Origin of the sequence: Pseudomonas putida, from assembly GCF_003228315.1 — a bacterium.
In the GTDB taxonomy this organism is placed as follows: domain Bacteria; phylum Pseudomonadota; class Gammaproteobacteria; order Pseudomonadales; family Pseudomonadaceae; genus Aquipseudomonas; species Aquipseudomonas putida_S.
Window position 1 is genome coordinate 4,777,854 of the sequence record NZ_CP029693.1, and the last position, 19,251, is coordinate 4,797,104.

Annotated in this window: 17 protein-coding genes; 13 read left to right on the top strand and 4 right to left on the bottom strand. The window is 59.8% G+C overall.

What is annotated here, in order from left to right:
• Positions 1-21 precede the first annotated feature (21 nt).
• The 5 genes from rpsR to DKY63_RS22365 all read left to right on the top strand — a co-directional run bounded on the left by rpsR (position 22) and on the right by DKY63_RS22365 (position 5,693).
• Complete coding sequence (gene rpsR, locus DKY63_RS22345; RefSeq protein WP_002551829.1) at positions 22-252, top strand: 30S ribosomal protein S18; 231 nt, start codon at positions 22-24, stop codon at positions 250-252.
• Positions 253-288: 36 nt separating this feature from the next.
• Positions 289-1,182 (top strand): hypothetical protein, encoded by an 894-nt coding sequence (locus DKY63_RS22350; protein ID WP_110966079.1) that lies wholly within the window; start codon positions 289-291, stop codon positions 1,180-1,182.
• Positions 1,183-1,203: 21 nt separating this feature from the next.
• Positions 1,204-1,650: a 50S ribosomal protein L9 gene (rplI, locus tag DKY63_RS22355; protein WP_110966080.1), complete on the top strand. Its 447-nt coding sequence runs from the start codon at positions 1,204-1,206 to the stop codon at positions 1,648-1,650.
• A gap of 131 nt (positions 1,651-1,781) precedes the next feature.
• Positions 1,782-3,179: a replicative DNA helicase gene (dnaB, locus tag DKY63_RS22360; RefSeq protein WP_110966081.1), complete on the top strand. Its 1,398-nt coding sequence runs from the start codon at positions 1,782-1,784 to the stop codon at positions 3,177-3,179.
• 213 nt (positions 3,180-3,392) lie between these two features.
• A complete protein-coding gene (locus DKY63_RS22365; RefSeq protein WP_110966082.1) occupies positions 3,393-5,693 on the top strand; it encodes a YgiQ family radical SAM protein in 2,301 nt (766 codons plus the stop codon).
• A gap of 120 nt (positions 5,694-5,813) precedes the next feature.
• On the opposite strand, the gene DKY63_RS22370 is transcribed toward DKY63_RS22365, so the two are convergent.
• The gene (locus DKY63_RS22370) at positions 5,814-6,401 is read right to left on the bottom strand and encodes a TIGR00730 family Rossman fold protein (protein ID WP_110966083.1); all 588 of its coding nucleotides are present in this window, start codon (positions 6,399-6,401) and stop codon (positions 5,814-5,816) included.
• A gap of 344 nt (positions 6,402-6,745) precedes the next feature.
• Here DKY63_RS22370 and azu point away from each other — a divergent pair, with 344 nt between their 5' ends.
• The gene (gene azu, locus DKY63_RS22375) at positions 6,746-7,192 is read left to right on the top strand and encodes an azurin (protein ID WP_110966084.1); all 447 of its coding nucleotides are present in this window, start codon (positions 6,746-6,748) and stop codon (positions 7,190-7,192) included.
• Positions 7,193-7,337: 145 nt separating this feature from the next.
• Here azu and nadE read toward each other — a convergent pair whose 3' ends face one another.
• The 3 genes from nadE to DKY63_RS22390 all read right to left on the bottom strand — a co-directional run bounded on the left by nadE (position 7,338) and on the right by DKY63_RS22390 (position 10,515).
• Entirely contained in the window at positions 7,338-8,165 is an 828-nt protein-coding gene (gene nadE / locus DKY63_RS22380; RefSeq protein WP_110966085.1) for an ammonia-dependent NAD(+) synthetase, read from the bottom strand.
• A gap of 4 nt (positions 8,166-8,169) precedes the next feature.
• On the bottom strand, positions 8,170-9,405 hold the full coding sequence (gene pncB, locus DKY63_RS22385; protein WP_110966086.1) for a nicotinate phosphoribosyltransferase: 1,236 nt from the start codon (positions 9,403-9,405) through the stop codon (positions 8,170-8,172).
• 198 nt (positions 9,406-9,603) lie between these two features.
• Entirely contained in the window at positions 9,604-10,515 is a 912-nt protein-coding gene (locus tag DKY63_RS22390) for a LysR family transcriptional regulator (RefSeq protein WP_110966087.1), read from the bottom strand.
• A gap of 175 nt (positions 10,516-10,690) precedes the next feature.
• On the opposite strand from DKY63_RS22390, the gene amaB reads away from it, so the two are divergent.
• From amaB to DKY63_RS22425, 7 genes are all read left to right on the top strand, one after another.
• Positions 10,691-12,181: an L-piperidine-6-carboxylate dehydrogenase gene (gene amaB / locus DKY63_RS22395; RefSeq protein ID WP_110966088.1), complete on the top strand. Its 1,491-nt coding sequence runs from the start codon at positions 10,691-10,693 to the stop codon at positions 12,179-12,181.
• Between the two features lie 155 nt (positions 12,182-12,336).
• A complete protein-coding gene (gene amaA / locus DKY63_RS22400; RefSeq protein ID WP_110966089.1) occupies positions 12,337-13,620 on the top strand; it encodes an L-pipecolate oxidase in 1,284 nt (427 codons plus the stop codon).
• A gap of 363 nt (positions 13,621-13,983) precedes the next feature.
• A complete protein-coding gene (locus DKY63_RS22405; protein ID WP_110966090.1) occupies positions 13,984-15,117 on the top strand; it encodes an ABC transporter substrate-binding protein in 1,134 nt (377 codons plus the stop codon).
• A 171-nt stretch (positions 15,118-15,288) separates the two neighbouring features.
• Entirely contained in the window at positions 15,289-16,203 is a 915-nt protein-coding gene (locus DKY63_RS22410; RefSeq protein ID WP_110966091.1) for an ABC transporter permease subunit, read from the top strand.
• A 3-nt stretch (positions 16,204-16,206) separates the two neighbouring features.
• Complete coding sequence (gene livM, locus DKY63_RS22415; RefSeq protein WP_110966092.1) at positions 16,207-17,490, top strand: high-affinity branched-chain amino acid ABC transporter permease LivM; 1,284 nt, start codon at positions 16,207-16,209, stop codon at positions 17,488-17,490.
• Positions 17,487-18,359, top strand: coding sequence for an ABC transporter ATP-binding protein (locus DKY63_RS22420; protein WP_110966093.1), 873 nt, complete (start codon positions 17,487-17,489; stop codon positions 18,357-18,359). The genes livM and DKY63_RS22420 overlap by 4 nt, the downstream gene beginning before the upstream one ends.
• The gene (locus DKY63_RS22425; protein ID WP_110966094.1) at positions 18,356-19,075 is read left to right on the top strand and encodes an ABC transporter ATP-binding protein; all 720 of its coding nucleotides are present in this window, start codon (positions 18,356-18,358) and stop codon (positions 19,073-19,075) included. Before DKY63_RS22420 ends, DKY63_RS22425 begins: the two co-directional genes overlap by 4 nt.
• Positions 19,076-19,251: the final 176 nt, after the last annotated feature.

Sequence of the window (19,251 nt, forward strand, 5' to 3'; positions counted from 1 at the left end):
ACCTTTTAAGGAGCCTATCAAATGGCACGTTTCTTCCGTCGTCGTAAATTCTGCCGCTTCACCGCTGAAGACGTGAAAGAGATCGACTACAAAGATCTCAACACTCTGAAAGCCTACGTATCCGAGACCGGCAAAATCGTTCCAAGCCGCATCACCGGTACCAAAGCTCGTTATCAGCGTCAGCTGGCCACCGCTATCAAGCGCGCCCGCTTCCTGGCCCTGCTGGCCTACACCGACAGCCACGGCCGCTGAGACCGGGCAGTCGACACGTAGCAAAGGATTGAATGTATGCGTGCCTTAGCTGAGTTCATCATGCGGGGCCGTATGCAGGCCACTCTGGTAGTGGCTGGATGCGCGGCGTTGCCGCTGCTGTATTGGTTGGGTGCTGCCGCCGGATGCCTTGTGCTCCTGCGGCGCGGAATGAGGGACGCCCTGGGCGTTCTTGCTCTGGGACTGCTGCCGGCATTGATCTGGTGGCTTTACTCCGACGACCCACGGGCACTTCTGGTGCTGCTGGGGTCTGCGAGCCTTGCGTTGGTTTTGCGCGCAAGTGAGTCCTGGAACCGCGTGCTGCTGGTCAGCATAGCGATGGGAGTGGTGTTTTCAGTGGTGCTGGGGGTGGCTTTTGAGCCCCAGATCGAGATGCTGGCGCAGGCTTTGATCAAAGTCATGCCGTCGCTACTCGGTGATGTCTACCAGAAGATGTCGGTGGACGAGCAAGCGCGTTTTGCGTCCCTGATTGCACCTATCCTGACCGGCCTGATAGCGGCCTTGCTGCAAATCGTCAGTGTGCTGAGCCTGATTGTCGGGCGCTACTGGCAGGCGTTGTTGTACAACCCCGGTGGTTTCGGTCGCGAGTTTCGCGCCGTGCGAATCCCGCTGGGGCCCGCGATGTTGCTGCTGGCGGGTATGGTTGTGTCACCGAATCTCGGTGTCCAGATGTCCATGCTTGTACCGCTGTGCAGCGTACCGCTGGTTTTCGCCGGGCTGGCCCTGATTCACGGGCTGGTGGCGCAAAAGCGACTGGCCAGGTTCTGGCTGGTGGGGTTGTACGTAACGCTGTTGCTGTTCATGCAGCTGATCTATCCGTTGCTGGTGGTTCTGGCCATCGTCGACAGCCTGATTGATTTTCGCGGTCGTCTGGCGCCGAAAGACGCCGATAACGCGAACGGTGAAGGTTAAAAGTTAAGAGGTTAATACCAAATGGAACTGATCCTGCTGGAAAAAATCGCCAACCTGGGCAACCTGGGCGACAAAGTAAAAGTTAAGGCTGGCTACGGTCGTAACTACCTGCTGCCTTTTGGCAAAGCCACCGCTGCGACCGCTGCCAACCTGGCTGCGTTCGAAGAGCGTCGCGCTGAGCTGGAAAAAGCTGCAGCAGACCGTAAAGCATCGGCTGAAAGCCGCGCTGCCCATCTGGCCGAGCTGGAAGTGACCATCACTGCCACTGCTGGCGACGAAGGCAAGCTGTTCGGTTCGATCGGCACTCACGACATTGCTGACGCACTGACCGCCTCTGGCGTTGAAGTTGCCAAAGCTGAAGTTCGTCTGCCGAACGGCACCATCCGTCAGGTTGGCGAATACGACGTAGCCGTGCACCTGCACGCCGAAGTCGAAGCCACTGTACGCGTTGTCGTAGTAGCAGCTTAAGCAGTACTTGTCGGCTGGCACCCTCGGGTGCTTGCCGGTAACATCGGGCACGATCCTGTTTACAGGTCGTGCCCTTTGTCTTTCTGGTAACGCCTGTTTTTCAACCCCTGCTTTCCCAAAACCAAGTGGCCATGAACGAAATCTCAGTCCCCGAGCAATACGATCTGCAAACCGCCGCGCTGAAGGTGCCACCGCACTCCATCGAAGCCGAACAGGCTGTACTCGGTGGTCTGATGCTGGACAACAACGCCTGGGAGCGCGTGCTCGATCAAGTCTCCGACGGTGATTTCTATCGACATGACCACCGCCTGATTTTCCGTGCGATCGCCAAGCTGGCCGATCAGAACATGCCGATCGACGTCGTGACCCTGGCCGAGCAATTGGACAAGGAAGGGCAGACTTCGCAAGTCGGCGGCCTCGGTTACTTGGGTGAACTGGCGAAAAACACGCCATCCGTCGCCAACATCAAGGCTTATGCGCAGATCGTCCGCCAGCGTGCGACGTTGCGCCAGTTGATCGGCATCAGCAACGAGATCGCCGACAGCGCCTTCAACCCCGAAGGCCGCACCGCCGAAGAGATCCTCGATGAAGCCGAACGGCAGATCTTCCAGATCGCCGAGGCTCGTCCGAAGACCACCGGCCCGGTGGGTGTCAACGAGTTGCTGACAAAGGCCATCGACCGCATTGACACCCTGTTCAACACAGGTGAAGGGATCACTGGCCTCTCCACGGGTTACACCGACCTCGACGAGAAGACCAGCGGTCTGCAACCGGCAGACTTGATCATTGTCGCCGGACGTCCATCCATGGGTAAGACCACCTTTGCGATGAACCTCGTGGAAAACGCCGTACTGCGCAGCGATAAGGCCGTACTGGTGTACTCCCTCGAGATGCCAGGTGAATCGCTGATCATGCGTATGCTGTCCTCCCTGGGCCGCATCGACCAGACCAAGGTCCGTTCCGGTCAGCTGGAAGACGACGATTGGCCTCGCCTGACCTCGGCGGTCAACCTGCTCAACGATCGCAAGCTGTTCATCGACGATACCGCTGGCATCAGCCCGTCCGAGATGCGCGCCCGCACCCGGCGCCTGGTGCGTGAGCACGGCGAAATCGGCCTGATCATGATCGACTACCTGCAGCTGATGCAGATCCCCGGCTCCAGTGGTGACAACCGGACCAACGAGATTTCCGAGATCTCCCGGTCCCTGAAAGCTCTGGCCAAGGAATTCAACTGCCCGGTAGTGGCGCTGTCCCAGCTCAACCGTTCCTTGGAACAACGGCCGAACAAGCGCCCGGTGAACTCCGACTTGCGGGAATCCGGAGCGATCGAGCAGGACGCCGACGTGATCATGTTCGTGTACCGGGACGAGGTGTATCACCCGGAAACCGAGCACAAGGGCATTGCCGAGATCATCATCGGCAAGCAGCGGAACGGCCCGATCGGCTTTATCCGACTGGCGTTCATCGGTAAGTACACCCGGTTCGAGAACCTGGCCCCGGGTAGCTACAACTTCGATGACGACGAGTAAGTTTTGTAGCGCCTGACAGGCCGTCATCGCGAGCAAGCTTTGCTCCTACAGAGATTTGCACACAACCTGTAGGAGCAAAGCTTGCTCGCGATGAACGATAACGCGGTATAGCCGGCCGCTCTCAATTTCCGACAACAGCCGTCGGAATTGATCAAAATTTGTGCTATATTCCGCGCCCGCGAAATTCAATGAAAGCCCACACCGGTTATCGACATGCAAGCAGCCAAGCCGTTATTTGACTATCCCAAGTACTGGGCCGAATGTTTCGGGCCAGCGCCATTCCTGCCGATGAGCAGGGAGGAGATGGATCAGCTTGGCTGGGATTCCTGCGACATCATCATCGTCACCGGTGATGCCTACGTCGATCACCCATCGTTCGGCATGGCGATCATTGGCCGACTGCTGGAAGCCCAGGGCTTCCGCGTCGGGATCATTGCCCAGCCGAATTGGCAGTCCAAAGACGACTTCATGAAGCTCGGCGAGCCGAACCTGTTCTTCGGTGTCGCGGCCGGCAACATGGACTCGATGATCAACCGCTACACCGCCGACAAGAAAATCCGCTCCGATGACGCTTACACCCCGGGTGGTATGGCGGGCAAACGTCCGGACCGCGCGAGCCTGGTTTACAGCCAGCGCTGCAAGGAAGCCTACAAGCACGTGCCGATCGTGCTCGGCGGCATCGAAGCCTCCCTGCGCCGCATCGCCCATTACGATTACTGGCAGGACCGGGTGCGCAACTCGATCCTGATCGACGCCAGCGCCGACATCCTGCTGTACGGCAACGCCGAGCGCGCGATCGTCGAAGTCGCCCAGCGTCTGTCCTACGGTCAGAAGATCGAAGACATCACCGATGTACGTGGTACCGCGTTCATCCGTCGTGACACGCCACAAGGCTGGTACGAAGTCGATTCCACGCGCATCGACCGTCCGGGCAAGATCGACAAGATCATCAACCCGTACGTCAACACCCAGGACACCGCTGCTTGCGCCATCGAGCAGGAAAAGGGGCCGGTCGAAGATCCACAGGAAGCCAAGGTCGTGCAGATCCTGGCCAGCCCGAAGATGACCCGCGACAAGACCGTGATTCGTTTGCCATCCGTGGAAAAGGTCCGTAACGACGCCGTTCTCTATGCTCACGCCAACCGCGTGCTGCACCTGGAAACCAACCCGGGCAACGCCCGTGCGCTGGTGCAGAAGCACGGCGAGGTCGACGTCTGGTTCAACCCGCCGCCGATTCCGATGACCACCGAAGAAATGGACTACGTGTTCGGCATGCCTTATGCGCGCGTTCCGCACCCGGCGTATGGCAAGGAGAAAATCCCGGCCTACGACATGATCCGATTCTCGGTGAACATCATGCGTGGCTGTTTCGGTGGCTGCACTTTCTGCTCGATCACCGAGCACGAAGGCCGGATCATCCAGAACCGCTCCGAAGAGTCGATCATTCGCGAAATCGAAGAAATTCGCGACAAGGTCCCGGGTTTTACCGGCGTCATTTCCGACCTCGGCGGGCCGACCGCGAACATGTACCGCATCGCCTGCAAGAGCCCGGAAATCGAATCCGCGTGCCGCAAGCCTTCGTGCGTGTTCCCTGGCATCTGCCCGAACCTGAACACCGACCACTCGTCGTTGATCCAGCTGTACCGCAGCGCCCGCGCCCTGCCGGGTGTGAAGAAGATCCTGATCGCTTCCGGCCTGCGCTACGACCTCGCGGTCGAGTCGCCGGAATACGTCAAAGAGCTGGTGACCCACCACGTCGGTGGTTACCTGAAGATCGCCCCGGAACACACCGAGGAAGGTCCGCTCAACCAGATGATGAAACCGGGCATCGGCACTTATGACCGGTTCAAGCGCATGTTCGAGAAATTCTCGAAAGAAGCGGGGAAAGAGCAGTACCTGATCCCGTACTTCATCGCGGCCCACCCTGGGACCACCGACGAAGACATGATGAACCTGGCGCTGTGGCTCAAGGGCAACGGTTTCCGTGCCGACCAGGTGCAGGCGTTCTACCCGTCGCCGATGGCCAGTGCCACCGCGATGTACCACTCGGGCAAGAACCCGCTGCGCAAGGTGACCTACAAGAGCGATGGGGTGACCATCGTCAAGAGCGAAGAGCAGCGTCGCCTGCACAAGGCGTTCTTGCGTTATCACGACCCGAAAGGCTGGCCGATGCTGCGTGAGGCGTTGATCCGCATGGGCCGTAGCGACCTGATCGGGCCGGGCAAGAACCAGTTGATCCCGACGCACCAGCCGTCCACCGACAGCTACCAGAGCGCCCGTCGCAAGAACTCGACGCCGGCCGGCAGCCATAAAGTGGGCAAGGAAACAACGAAGATCCTGACCCAGCACACCGGCTTGCCACCGCGCGCCAGTGATGGCGGCAACCCGTGGGACAAGCGTGAACAGGCCAAGGCTGCAGCGTTCGCCCGCAACCAGCAGGCGGCCAAGGAGCGCAAGGAAGCGGCCAAGGGCAAGGGGCCGAAGGCCGGGCGCAAGCCGGTTGTTCCGCGCTAAGCCTTTTGCAAGCCAAAAAAACGCCAACCCTCGGGTTGGCGTTTTGCATGGTGGCTGCGAAGGTCAAAAAGATCGCAGCCTGCGGCAGCTCCTACAAGAGCTGCGCCAGGTGCAGAGCCCTCAGTCGGGCTTTTGCTCCGTCCACTTTGGCGCAACGCTTGGCTGCCAATTTTCCAGGGCGTCGAGCAGCGCCTGCGGCGATTCGTTCACTTGCAGCATGTCGCGATGCGCGCCGCGAACGAAACCTTCGTCGACGATGTGATCGAGAAAGCCGGTGAGTTTGTTGTAGAAGCCGTTCACTTCCAGCAGGCCCAGCGGTTTGCCGTGGTAGCCCAATTGGCCCCAGGTCCAGACTTCGAACAACTCCTCCAGCGTGCCCAGGCCGCCGGGCAGGGCAATGAAGGCATCGCTGAGTTCAGCCATCCGGGCCTTGCGCGCGTGCATGCCGTCGACCACTTCCAGGCGGGTCAGGCCGCTGTGGCCGATTTCCTTGTCCTTGAGACTTTGCGGAATGATGCCGATCACTTCACCGCCGGCTGCCAGCGCTGCATCCGCCACGATACCCATCAAGCCCACGGCACCGCCGCCGTAGACCAGGGTGAGCTTGCGTTCGGCCAATGCCTGGCCCAGGGCGACGGCTGCTTCTCGGTAAGCCGGGTTGGTGCCGGTGCTGGCACCACAAAATACACAGATGGATGCTAAAGACATGCCTTACTCCAGGGTCGATCAGGGCGACAGAGTAAAGGCATGCGTACCGCGCTCCAAGGGCTAAACTTCTCGCTTGGGTGTTTCATAGGTACCGCTGGCGCCACAGGCGTAGGCGGCCAGCAAGCTGCACAACAGGCTATTAAGGGACATGTCAAAGGCTCCGATCAGTGATGATGGCCTGATCATAGGCCCGGGCCAGACGCTTGGCTGGTAGATTGTCTCGATGGGTCTCATAGCCCAAAAGTTGTATACAATTTTTGATTCAGGTCATATGAACTTGCGAAGTTTTCAGGCAGTCTTCTGTCCATTCGCATTTTTCACTAACCCTGCCTTGGAGATTCACCATGTTTGCCAAACTTGTTGCGGTATCCCTGTTGACGCTGGCCAGCAGCCAATTGATGGCTGCAGAGTGCAAAACCACTGTCGACTCTACGGACCAGATGTCCTTCAACACCAAGGCCATCGAAATCGACAAGAGCTGCAAAACCTTCACCGTCGAACTGACCCACTCCGGCAGCCTGCCGAAGAATGTCATGGGCCATAACCTGGTGATCAGCAAAGAAGCTGACATGCAGCCAATCGCCACCGACGGCCTGAGCGCCGGCATCGACAAGAACTACCTGAAGGAAGGCGATGCGCGCATCATCGCTCACACCAAGATCATCGGCGCCAAGGAAACCGACTCGGTGACCTTCGACGTGTCCAAGCTCGATGCCAACGAAAAATACGGTTTCTTCTGCTCGTTCCCGGGCCACATCTCGATGATGAAAGGCACCGTCACTTTGAAGTGATCGAATTGCGTTCATAAAAAAGCGCCCTCAAGGGCGCTTTTTTTGTGCACGACATTTGACCGAGTCATCGTTCATCGCGAGCAGGCTCGCTCCCACAGGTACAGCGTTGTCCATGTGGGAGCGAGCCTGCTCGCGAAAGCGTCAGTCAAGGCGCGAACGGCATCACTCGCTTGTGACGGGTCTTGTTGTACGTGTCGCAAATGATCTTGAACGCTTCCTCGCGCACCGGGTTGCCATGCAGGAAGGCGTCGATCTCGGCGTAGGTCACGCCGTGGGAGGCTTCGTCCGGTTTGCCCGGCGACAGGTCTTCGAGGTCGGCGGTCGGGACCTTTTCCACCAATGATTCCGGCGCACCGAAGCTGCGCGCAATCGCCCGCACCTGGTTTTTCACCAGGCCGCTGAGCGGAGCCAGATCACAGGCACCATCACCGAACTTGGTGAAGAAGCCCATCACCGCTTCCGCCGCGTGGTCGGTGCCGATCACCAGGCCCTGAGTGGCGCCGGCGATGGTGTACTGGGCGACCATGCGCATGCGCGCCTTGGTGTTGCCGAGGACGAAATCCACGGAAACGGCGTGCTTGCCCTCGAATGCCGCGACTTCATTGGCCAGGGCCTTGACCGACGGGCCGATGTTCACGGTATGACGTTCATCCGGTTTGATGAAGTCCACCGAGGCCTGGGCATCGTGTTCATCGAACTGGGTCTCGTAAGGCAAGCGCACGGCGATGAACTTGTAGTTGCCATCCCCGGTGCGCTGGCGCAGCTCACGCATCGCGCGCTGGGCCAAAAGGCCTGCGGTCAGGGAGTCGACGCCGCCGCTGATACCCAGCACCAGGGTCTTGAGCCCGGAATTGACCAGGCAGTCCTGAATGAAGGTAATGCGCCGGGCGACTTCCGCTTCCAGGGCGGCCTCGTCGGCGAACGGCGGTTGAACCTTGAGCTGCTCAGCAATCTCACGCTGTACGGCTTGCATGAATTCACTCCTTGCTAGATGGACCGGATGTGCCGGAAAGAGGGGCAGGTACTTCGAAAACGTGTCGCAAATAGGCGACGAAATTCGGGTCTTTGCAGTGGGTCTTGCCGGGCTCGTCGGAGATCTTCGCCACGGGCGCACCGTTGCAGGCGGTCATTTTAAGCACGATGCTCATCGGTTCGACACCCGGAATATCGCACGTCAGGTTGGTGCCGATGCCGAAGCTGACATTGATCCGACCGCGCAGTGCACGGAATATTTCCAGAGCCTTTGGCAGCGTCAGGCTGTCGGAGAAGGTCAGCGTCTTGCTCATCGGGTCAATGCCGAGCTTGTGATAGTGCGCGATGGCTTTTTCCGCCCAGACCACCGGATCGCCGGAGTCGTGGCGCAAACCGTCGAAGAGCTTGGCGAAAAACAGGTCGAAATCGCCGAGGAAGGCATCCATGGTGATGCAATCGGTCAGGGCAATCCCCAGCAGGCCACGGTACTCGCGAACCCAGCAATCGAGGGCGGCGATCTGGCTGTCGATCAGCCGTGGACCGAGCTGTTGATGGGCCATGATCCATTCGTGGGCCATGGTGCCCAGCGGCTTCATGTCCAGTTCCCGGGACAAATGCACGTTACTGGTGCCGACGAAACGCCCCGGGAAATCGTGTTTGAGCACATTGACCACCTCTTCCTGTACGCGGTACGAGAAGCGACGGCGGGTGCCGAAATCGGCTACCTGCAACTCTGACAGCTCATCGGCCGAGGCATTGGCGGTCAGCCAGTCGAACTTGCGGTAGAGCTGCTCGCGGGTCTGTTCCAGTACGACTTCCCGGTAGCGATAGCGGTTACGCACTTCACTGACGATGGCCAGCATCGGGACTTCAAACAGGATCACATGCAGCCACGGGCCGCGCAGGCGGATGACCAGCTCACCATTTTCAATACCGGAGTGAACGTAGCGCAGGTTGAAGCGAAACAGTCCGAGAAAACGCAGGAAGTCCGGTTTCAGGAAGCTGATGCGCTCCAGAAAACTCAACTGGTCGGCGCTCAGGCTCAACTCGGCCAAGCGCTCGAACTGAAAGCGGATCTCGGCCAGATAGGGGCGCAGATCCTCACTGTTACGGCAACGAAACTCCCATTCGACTTCCACGTTGGGGTAGTTGTGCAGCACCGCCTGCATCATCGTCAGTTTGTAGAAGTCGGTGTCGAGCAGGTTCTGCACGATGCGATCGGCAAATACACTCTCGCTCATAAAGAGGTCTCCAGCGTTGCAGCGGTATTGATCAATGGCGCTAGTGGCGCATATCAAAGGTGGGGATTGCCAGCGATTTTTTGGTCGCACCCATTCCTCTGTGGGAGCGAGCCTGCTCGCGAATGCGGTTTGTCAGTCACATTGATGCTGGATGTGCCGACGCTTTCGCGAGCAGGCTCGCTCCCACAGGTGCAGGGCTCAGTCGTGCACTGCATCCGGGCTATCAATCTGCTCCAGCATCCACTTCACAAAATCCCGCACCTTGGGCACTTCCGCCGAATGCTCCGGATACGCCAGGTAATAGGCATCGGTGCTGGGCATGGCATGCTTCCAGGGAATGACCAGCTTGCCCTCGGCCAGTTCCTCTTCCACCAGGAACCGCGGCAGCAATGCCACGCCGCAGCCGACCTGCGCGGCGCGGATGCACATATAGAAGGTTTCGAAGCGCGGGCCGTGGTAGCTGTGTTCGGTGTGGTAGCCCTGGCTGTCGAACCAGTCATGCCAGGCCTGGGGGCGGGAGGCGTTTTGCAGCAGGACCAGATCGGTGAGCTGGGTCGGGTCGGTGAAGGGCTCGGCTGGCAGGCTGCCGGGGGCGCAGACGGGCACCAGCTCCTCGCTGAACAGCTTCAGGCACTCGGTGCCGGGCCGTGAGCCCTGGCCGAAGTAGAACGCCAGGTCGCTGCGACCTTGCAGCAAATCATCGGCTTCCTGCTCGCTGCACAGGTCCAGGTGAATGGACGGATGACGCAGGCGCCAGCCCTTGAGCCGTGGCACCAGCCAGCGTGCGCCGAAAGTCGGAGGCGTGGAGACGCGCAGGACTTCCGTTTCGCCGCCGTAGGAACGCAGGTAATGGGTGGACATCTCGACCTGTGTGAGGATTTTTCGTACTTCAACCAGGTACAAATCCCCCGCCGGCGTCATTTGCAGGCGACGGCGCACCCGGCGGAACAACAAATGCTGCAGCAGTTCTTCCAGCTGCGCGACCTGCTTGCTGACGGCGCTCTGGGTCAGGTTCAGCTCTTCGGCGGCCCGGGTGAAGCTCAGATGCCGGGTCACGGCTTCGAAACACTGCAGGGCAGCGATCGATGGCAAATAGCGTTTGTTCAGCATGGGCGGTCCTTTGTTCTTGTCTCTTTATTGCCTGCGATGCACAGCATGAATAAACGGAATGATATCTCTCTTAAAGGTCGTTTGTTGAGTAACCTCCGGGGAGCTAAAACTACAGGCCTGATCAGCCGTGATCGCGCGGCTGCACACGTACCGTTTTTTGCTTGAGGAGTAACCCATGGTTGCCGCATTGCTTGATCGTCTTGGTGTGAACCCGGCCCTGTACCAGAACGGCAAAGTGCCGGTGCATTCGCCCATCGACGGCAGTCGCATCGCCGCCGTGAACTGGGAAGGCGCCGCCGAAGTCGAGCAGCACATCAGTCGCGCAGATCATGCGTTCGAACTGTGGCGCAAGGTGCCGGCACCACGCCGTGGCGAACTGGTTCGCCAGTTCGGTGAAGTCTTGCGCGAATTCAAGGCCGATCTCGGCGAACTGGTGTCCTGGGAAGCCGGCAAGATCACTCAGGAAGGCCTGGGTGAAGTTCAGGAAATGATCGACATCTGCGACTTCGCCGTCGGTCTGTCCCGCCAGCTGTACGGTTTGACCATCGCTTCCGAGCGCCCTGGCCACCACATGCGTGAAACCTGGCACCCGCTGGGCGTTGTCGGTGTGATCAGCGCGTTCAACTTCCCGGTGGCCGTCTGGGCCTGGAACACCACGCTCGCGCTGGTCTGCGGCAACCCGGTGGTCTGGAAACCTTCGGAAAAGACCCCGCTGACCGCACTGGCCTGCCAGGCGCTGTTCGATCGCGTGCTGAAGAACTTCAGCGACGCGCCACCGTACCTGAGCCAAGTCATCATTGGCGGTCGCGATGCCGGTGAAGCTCTGGTCGATGATCCGCGCGTCGCCTTGGTCAGCGCCACCGGCAGCACCCGCATGGGCCGCGAAGTGGCGCCGAAAATCGCTGCACGCTTCGCCCGCAGCATCCTCGAACTGGGCGGCAACAATGCGATGATCCTCGGCCCAAGCGCCGACCTGGACATGGCCGTTCGCGCGATCCTGTTCAGCGCCGTCGGCACCGCCGGTCAGCGTTGCACCACCTTGCGTCGCCTGATCGCCCATGAATCGGTGAAGGAAGAAATCGTTACCCGCCTCAAGGCCGCCTATTCCAAGGTGCGTATCGGCCATCCGCTGGAAGGCAACCTGATCGGCCCGCTGATCGACAAGCAAAGCTTCGACAACATGCAGGACGCGCTGGAGCGTGCCCTGAGCGAAGGCGGCCGGGTATTCGGCGGCCAGCGTCAGCTTGAAGACCAATTCCCCAATGCCTACTACGTGGCGCCGGCCATTGTCGAAATGCCGGAGCAGAGCGATGTGGTCTGCCACGAAACCTTCGCGCCGATCCTGTACGTGGTCGGTTACACCGATTTCAACGAAGCCCTGCGTTTGAACAACGCCGTGCCACAAGGCCTGTCGTCCTGCATCTTCACCACCGACGTGCGTGAAGCCGAGCAGTTCATGTCGGCAGTGGGCAGTGACTGCGGTATCGCCAACGTCAACATCGGACCGAGCGGTGCGGAAATCGGTGGCGCGTTCGGTGGTGAGAAGGAAACCGGTGGTGGTCGCGAGTCCGGCTCCGATGCATGGCGCGCGTACATGCGTCGTCAGACCAATACCGTGAACTACTCGCTGGAGTTGCCGTTGGCGCAGGGCATCACCTTCGACTGATTTTTCAGCCAGACAGTGATCCCTGTGGGAGCGAGCCTGCCCGTGATAGCAATTTTTCAGCCGACATCAATGTTGGCTGATACACCGCTTTCGCGAGCAGGCTCGCTCCCACAATAATTTGCATGGGTTGGTTAGGTTTCTGTTGGAGTCTGGCAATGCCGTTACGCGAAGAGTGTCTGTGGGAAAAACTGACGCCACAAAGGCCCGACAATGCGGCGCTCAGAGGTGAAGTAACAGTCGATGTCTGCGTCATCGGCGCCGGTTTCACCGGGCTGTCGGCGGCGGTGCATCTGCTGGAGCAGGGCAAAAGTGTCTGCGTGCTGGAAGCCCATCGCGCCGGCCATGGCGGTTCGGGACGTAACGTCGGGCTGGTCAACGCCGGGATGTGGATTCCACCGGACGAGATCGAGGCGGGTTTTGGCGAGGCGGTCGGCAGCCAGCTCAATCGCATGCTGGGTGCGGCACCCGCGCTGGTGTTCAGCCTGGTCGACAAATACAACATCGATTGCCAGTTGCGCCGCGAAGGCACGCTGCACATGGCGCATAACGCCCGTGGCGAAGCCGATCTGCGCAGTCGTGAAGAACAATGGAAACGTCGCGGTGCGCCGGTGGAATTGCTGACCGGCCAGGCCTGCCAGCAGGCGACGGGCACCAAAAAAATCGCCGCCGCGCTGCTGGATAAGCGTGCCGGCACCCTCAATCCGATGGCCTACGCCACCGGGCTGGCCAACGCGGCCAAGGGCCTTGGCGCTCAGATGTTCGATCACTCTCCGGTCACTCGGCTCGAACGCCAGGGCCAGAAGTGGTCGGTGCAAACCGCACAGGGTTCGGTGGTGGCCGAGCAGGTGGTGATCGCTTCCAACGCCTACACCGAAGGCGACTGGACCGAGCTCAAGCGCAATTTTTTCCCCGGTTATTACTATCAAGTGGCATCGGTCCCGCTGACCGAAGACGCCGCCCAGGAAATCCTGCCAGGCGGGCAGGGCTCGTGGGATACCCGGCAAGTGCTGAGCAGCATTCGTAGGGACAAGGACGGCCGTCTGTTGCTTGGCAGTTTGGGCAACGGCAATCAGAAACCCACCTGGTTCCTCAAGGCCTGGGCGGATCGGGTACAGCAGCATTACTTCCCCAATCTCAAGCCAGTGGAATGGGAGTGCACCTGGACGGGGCGCATTGCCTTCACTCCTGATCACCTGATGCGCCTGTTCGAACCGGCTCCCGGCATAGTGGCAGTTACCGGCTATAACGGTCGCGGCGTGACCACGGGGACGGTGGTCGGCAAGGCTTTCGCCGACTATTTGTGTAACGGAAATCCTCAAGCGCTACCGATTCCCTTTGCACCGATGCAGCCCTTGGCAGGGGTGGGGTTGCGCAGCTGTCTGTATGAGGCCGGCTTTTCGCTGTATCACGCGGGCCAGTGCTTGCGGATCGTCATCTGATTGCTGAAATTTGTAGTGGAAAGCGGCGCTTTTCGGCGCAGCGACTAGCCTGTAGTGGTGCGTGTTGTAGCAGTCCCGCACCAGTAGTGTGCAGTTCGGTGACGCACGTTGTTACAGGCTGGTTGCACGTCGTTTGATGCCGCGGTTGCAATGATGGCGCAGGAGGGTTGCGCCTCAGAAAAAATAGGGTTTCACCTTCCGCGGTTTAGACGGTTGCACGCCCAATGAAAATGGGACCGAAACAGTCGAAATAACAATAAAGCAGCGACTTTTTGAAGAATAAAAAACCGATGGCACGGCCCTTGCTCTGAGCATTCAGTGAAGTCGCAGTGCCAATTAAAAAAAACCTTGGAGCACCACCTCATGTCCCAGACGTTTTACAAAAAAGGCTTTTTGGCCCTCGCAGTGGCTACTGCGTTGGGTGTTTCTGCGTTTGCTCAGGCTGACATCAAGATCGGCGTAGCGGGTCCAATGACGGGCGCCAACGCGGCATTTGGCGAGCAGTACATGAAGGGTGCACAGGCGGCGGCCGATGCGGTCAACGCAGCAGGCGGCGTGAACGGGGAAAAAATCGTACTGGTCAAGGGCGATGACGCCTGCGAACCGAAACAGGCTGTGACGGTCGCCAAGGACCTCACCAACCAGAAAGTCGCCGGCGTGGTCGGTCACTTCTGCTCCTCGTCGACCATCCCGGCCTCCGAGATCTACGACGAAGCGGGCATCATCGCCATCACTCCAGGCTCCACCAACCCGGCCGTTACCGAGCGTGGCCTGAGCGCCATGTTCCGTATGTGCGGACGTGACGACCAGCAAGGCATCGTGGCCGGCGACTACATCGTCGACGTGCTCAAGGGCAAGAAAGTCGTCGTGCTGCACGACAAGGACACCTACGGCCAAGGCCTGGCTGACGCCACCAAGGCTCAGCTGGAAAAACGCGGCGTGAAGCCGGTGCTGTACGAAGGCCTGACCCGCGGCGAGAAAGACTTCAGCGCCGTCGTGACCAAGATCCGTGCCGCCGGCGCCGACGTGGTCTACTTCGGTGGCCTGCACCCGGAAGCCGGTCCACTGGTTAAACAACTGCGTACCGAAGGCCTGAAAGACGTGAAATTCATGTCCGACGACGGCATCGTGACCGACGAACTGGTGACCACCGCCGGCGGCCCGCAATACACCAACGGTGTACTGATGACTTTCGGCGCCGACCCACGCCTGCTGCCAGACAGCAAGACCGTTGTAGAGCAATTCCGCAAGGCCGGTACCGAGCCTGAAGGCTACACCCTGTACGCCTACGCTTCGGTTCAGACCCTGGCAGCAGCCTTCAATGGCGCCAAGTCCAACAAGGGCGAAGACGCTGCCAAGTGGCTCAAGGCCAACCCGGTCAAGACCGTCATGGGCGAGAAGACCTGGGACAGCAAGGGCGACCTGAAAGTCTCCGACTACGTGGTTTACGAGTGGGACGCAAACGGCAAATACCATCAGCTGGACAAACAGAAGTGACATGACCTGCTGAAAAACCCGGCGCCTTGTGCGCCGGGTGTTCAACGAACATGTCCGTGCAGTACCTGTCTTTTCTCGTAGAGCTGCACACAACCGTTCTGCGCCGGCGGCTGAACCCCGGTCCGTCGCAGGCGGCTTCTGTGCAGTCTCTCAAATGCGTGAGATTGCGTTATGGATGGTATTTTCCTGCAGCAACTGGTCAACGGCCTGACCCTCGGGTCGGTCTATGGCCTGATCGCCATCGGCTACACAATGGTCTATGGCATCATTGGCATGATCAACTTCGCCCACGGCGAGGTTTACATGATTTCCGCTTACCTCGCGGCAATCAGTCTGGCACTGCTGGCTTACTTCGGTATTGAATCCTTCCCTCTGCTGATGCTCGGCACACTGGTGTTCACCATTGTCGTCACCGGGGTCTATGGCTGGGTCATCGAGCGCATCGCCTATAAACCCCTGCGTAACTCCACCCGTCTTGCACCGCTGATCAGCGCCATCGGTATCTCGCTGATCCTGCAAAACTATGCCCAGATCAGCCAGGGTGCCCGCCAACAGGGTGTTCCGACGCTGTTGACCGGCGCATGGCGTATTGACGTAGGCACGGGCTTCGTCCAGCTCACCTACACCAAGATCTTCATCCTGGTCGCCGCGTTCGCCGGCATGGCCGCGCTGACCTACATCATCAAGTACACCAAGCTCGGCCGCATGTGCCGCGCGACCCAACAAGACCGCAAGATGGCCTCGATCCTGGGGATCAACACCGACCGGGTGATTTCCTACGTGTTCATCATCGGTGCAGCGATGGCGGCTTTGGCCGGCGTGCTGATCACCATGAACTACGGCACGTTCGACTTCTACGCCGGCTTCGTCATCGGCATCAAGGCCTTCACGGCCGCGGTACTCGGCGGAATCGGCTCGCTGCCTGGCGCCATGCTCGGCGGGATCATCCTCGGGATCTCCGAGTCGCTGTTCTCCGGTCTGGTCAACTCGGACTACAAAGACGTATTCAGCTTCTCGCTGCTGGTCCTCGTTCTGGTCTTTCGGCCTCAAGGCCTGCTCGGCCGTCCTCTTGTGTCGAAGGTGTAAGCGATGTCTTCAACCACTAAAAAAACCATTGATCTCAAAAAAAGTCTGGTTGATGCGATTCTCTCCGGCCTCGTTGCCCTGATCGTGTTCGGGCCAATCGTCGGCGTCGTGCTCGATGGCTACGGCTTCAACCTGGAAACGTCGCGGGTGGCATGGATCATCGCCATCGTCATGGTCGGCCGCTTCGCCCTCAGTACCTTCCTGCAGACTGCAAGGGGCCTGAGGATTCTCGAAGGTTTCGAAAGCCCGGGTTCCGGGGTGCACGTGCTACCGCCCGACTACAAATCACGCCTGCGCTGGATCATCCCGCTGATGATCGTCATCGCCGTGGCGCTGCCGTTTTTCTCCAACTCGTACCTGCTGGGCGTGGTCATCCTCGGGCTGATCTATGTGCTGCTGGGGTTGGGGTTGAACATCGTGGTTGGCCTGGCCGGTCTGCTCGACCTGGGTTACGTGGCGTTCTACGCCATTGGTGCCTATGGCCTGGCGCTCGGCTACCAGTACCTGGGGCTGGGTTTCTGGACGGTGTTGCCACTGGCGGCGATCACTGCTGGTCTGGCCGGTTGCATCCTCGGCTTCCCGGTCCTGCGTTTGCACGGCGACTACTTGGCGATCGTGACCCTGGGCTTCGGTGAAATCATTCGCCTGATCCTCAACAACTGGTTGTCCCTGACCGGCGGCCCGAACGGCATGCCGGCGCCATTGCCGACTTTTTTCGGCCTGGAATTCGGCAAGCGGGCCAAGGACGGCGGTGTGCCGTTCCATGAGTTCTTCGGCATCGCCTACAACCCGGACGTGAAGTACTACTTCATCTACGCGGTGTTGTTCCTGGTGGTGCTGGCCGTGCTGTACATCAAGCACCGTCTGGTCAAGATGCCGGTCGGCCGGGCCTGGGAAGCCTTGCGTGAAGATGAAATCGCTTGCCGCTCGATGGGCCTGAACCACGTGCTGGTCAAACTCTCGGCGTTCACCATTGGTGCGTCGACGGCGGGCCTGGCCGGTGTGTTCTTCGCCACCTACCAGGGCTTTGTGAACCCGACCTCGTTCACCTTCTTCGAGTCGGCACTGATTCTCGCCATCGTGGTACTGGGCGGCATGGGTTCGACCATTGGTGTGGTGATCGCCGCATTCGTGTTGACCGTGGCCCCGGAACTGCTGCGTGGCTTTGCCGAATACCGCGTCCTGCTGTTCGGCATGCTGATGGTGTTGATGATGATCTGGCGACCGCGCGGACTGATTCGGATCAGCCGCACCGGTGTGACCCCGCGTAAAGGAGTAGCGCCATGAGCGAAGTCGTACTCAGTGTCGAAAAACTGATGATGCACTTCGGCGGCATCAAGGCGTTGAACGATGTCAGCCTGAAGGTCAAGCGCAACTCGATTTTCGCCCTGATCGGCCCCAACGGCGCCGGCAAGACCACCGTGTTCAACTGCCTGACCGGGTTCTACAAGGCCTCCGGCGGCAAGATCGAACTCAATTTGCGTGGCCAGCAGACCAACGTCATCCAGCTGTTGGGCGAATCCTTCAAGCCGACCGACTTCGTCTCGCCGAAATCCTTCGCCAGCCGCCTGTATTACAAGGCGTTCGGCGGTACCCATCTGGTCAACCGGGCTGGGCTGGCGCGAACCTTCCAGAACATTCGCCTGTTCCGGGAAATGTCGGTGCTGGAAAACCTGCTGGTGGCCCAGCACATGTGGGTCAACCGAAGCATGCTGGCAGGCATCCTCAACACCAAGGGCTACCGCAAGGCGGAAAGCGACGCACTGGACCACGCCTTCTACTGGCTGGAAGTGGTGGACTTGGTGGACTGCGCCAACCGTCTGGCCGGTGAGTTGTCCTACGGCCAGCAGCGCCGCCTGGAAATCGCCCGCGCCATGTGTACCCGTCCGCAGATCATCTGCCTCGACGAACCGGCCGCCGGCCTCAACCCTCAGGAAACCGAAGCGCTGAGCGCGATGATCCGGCTGCTGCGCGACGAGCACGATCTGACCGTGGTGCTGATCGAACACGACATGGGCATGGTAATGAGCATTTCCGACCACATCGTGGTGCTGGACCACGGCGTCGTCATCGCCGAGGGCGGCCCTGACGATATCCGCAACGATCCAAAAGTGATTGCCGCTTACCTGGGCGCCGATGAAGAGGAGTTGGTATGACTAACGGTGCCATCCTCGAACTCAAGGAGCTGGACGTGTTTTACGGGCCGATCCAGGCCCTGAAGAAAGTCTCGCTGCACATCAATGAAGGTGAAACCGTCAGCCTGATCGGCTCCAACGGCGCCGGCAAGTCGACCCTGCTGATGTCGATTTTCGGCCAGCCACGGGCGGCGGACGGGCAGATCATTTATCAGGGCGTGGACATCACCCACAAGTCGTCGCACTACATCGCCTCCAACGGTATCGCGCAATCGCCGGAAGGGCGGCGGGTATTCCCCGACATGACCGTCGAGGAAAACCTGCTGATGGGCACCATCCCGATCGGTGACAAATACGCCAAGGAAGACATGCAGCGCATGTTCGAGCTGTTCCCGCGGCTCGAAGAGCGGCGTAACCAGCGCGCCATGACCATGTCCGGCGGCGAGCAGCAAATGCTCGCCATCGCCCGTGCGCTGATGAGCCGGCCGAAGTTGCTGCTGCTCGACGAGCCGAGCCTGGGCCTGGCCCCGATCGTGGTGAAGCAGATCTTCGCCACCCTGCGGGAACTGGCGAAGACCGGCATGACCATCTTCCTCGTGGAGCAGAACGCCAACCACGCGCTCAAGCTGTCGGACCGGGCTTATGTAATGGTCAACGGCGAGATCCGCATGAGCGGTACCGGCAAGGAGTTGCTGGTGAATGAGGATGTGCGTAACGCCTATCTCGGCGGGCACTGATGCTTTCCTGAAATATCCACAGCCCCGACGAGCAATCGCCGGGGCTTTTTCTTATCCCGAACACATCCCTGTAGGAGCGAGCATGCTCGCGATGGTCGTCAACGATAACGCGGGTCACCTGAATGCCCGCGTTATCCCGACGTTCCTCGCGAGCATGCTCGCTCCTACAGGGGGAT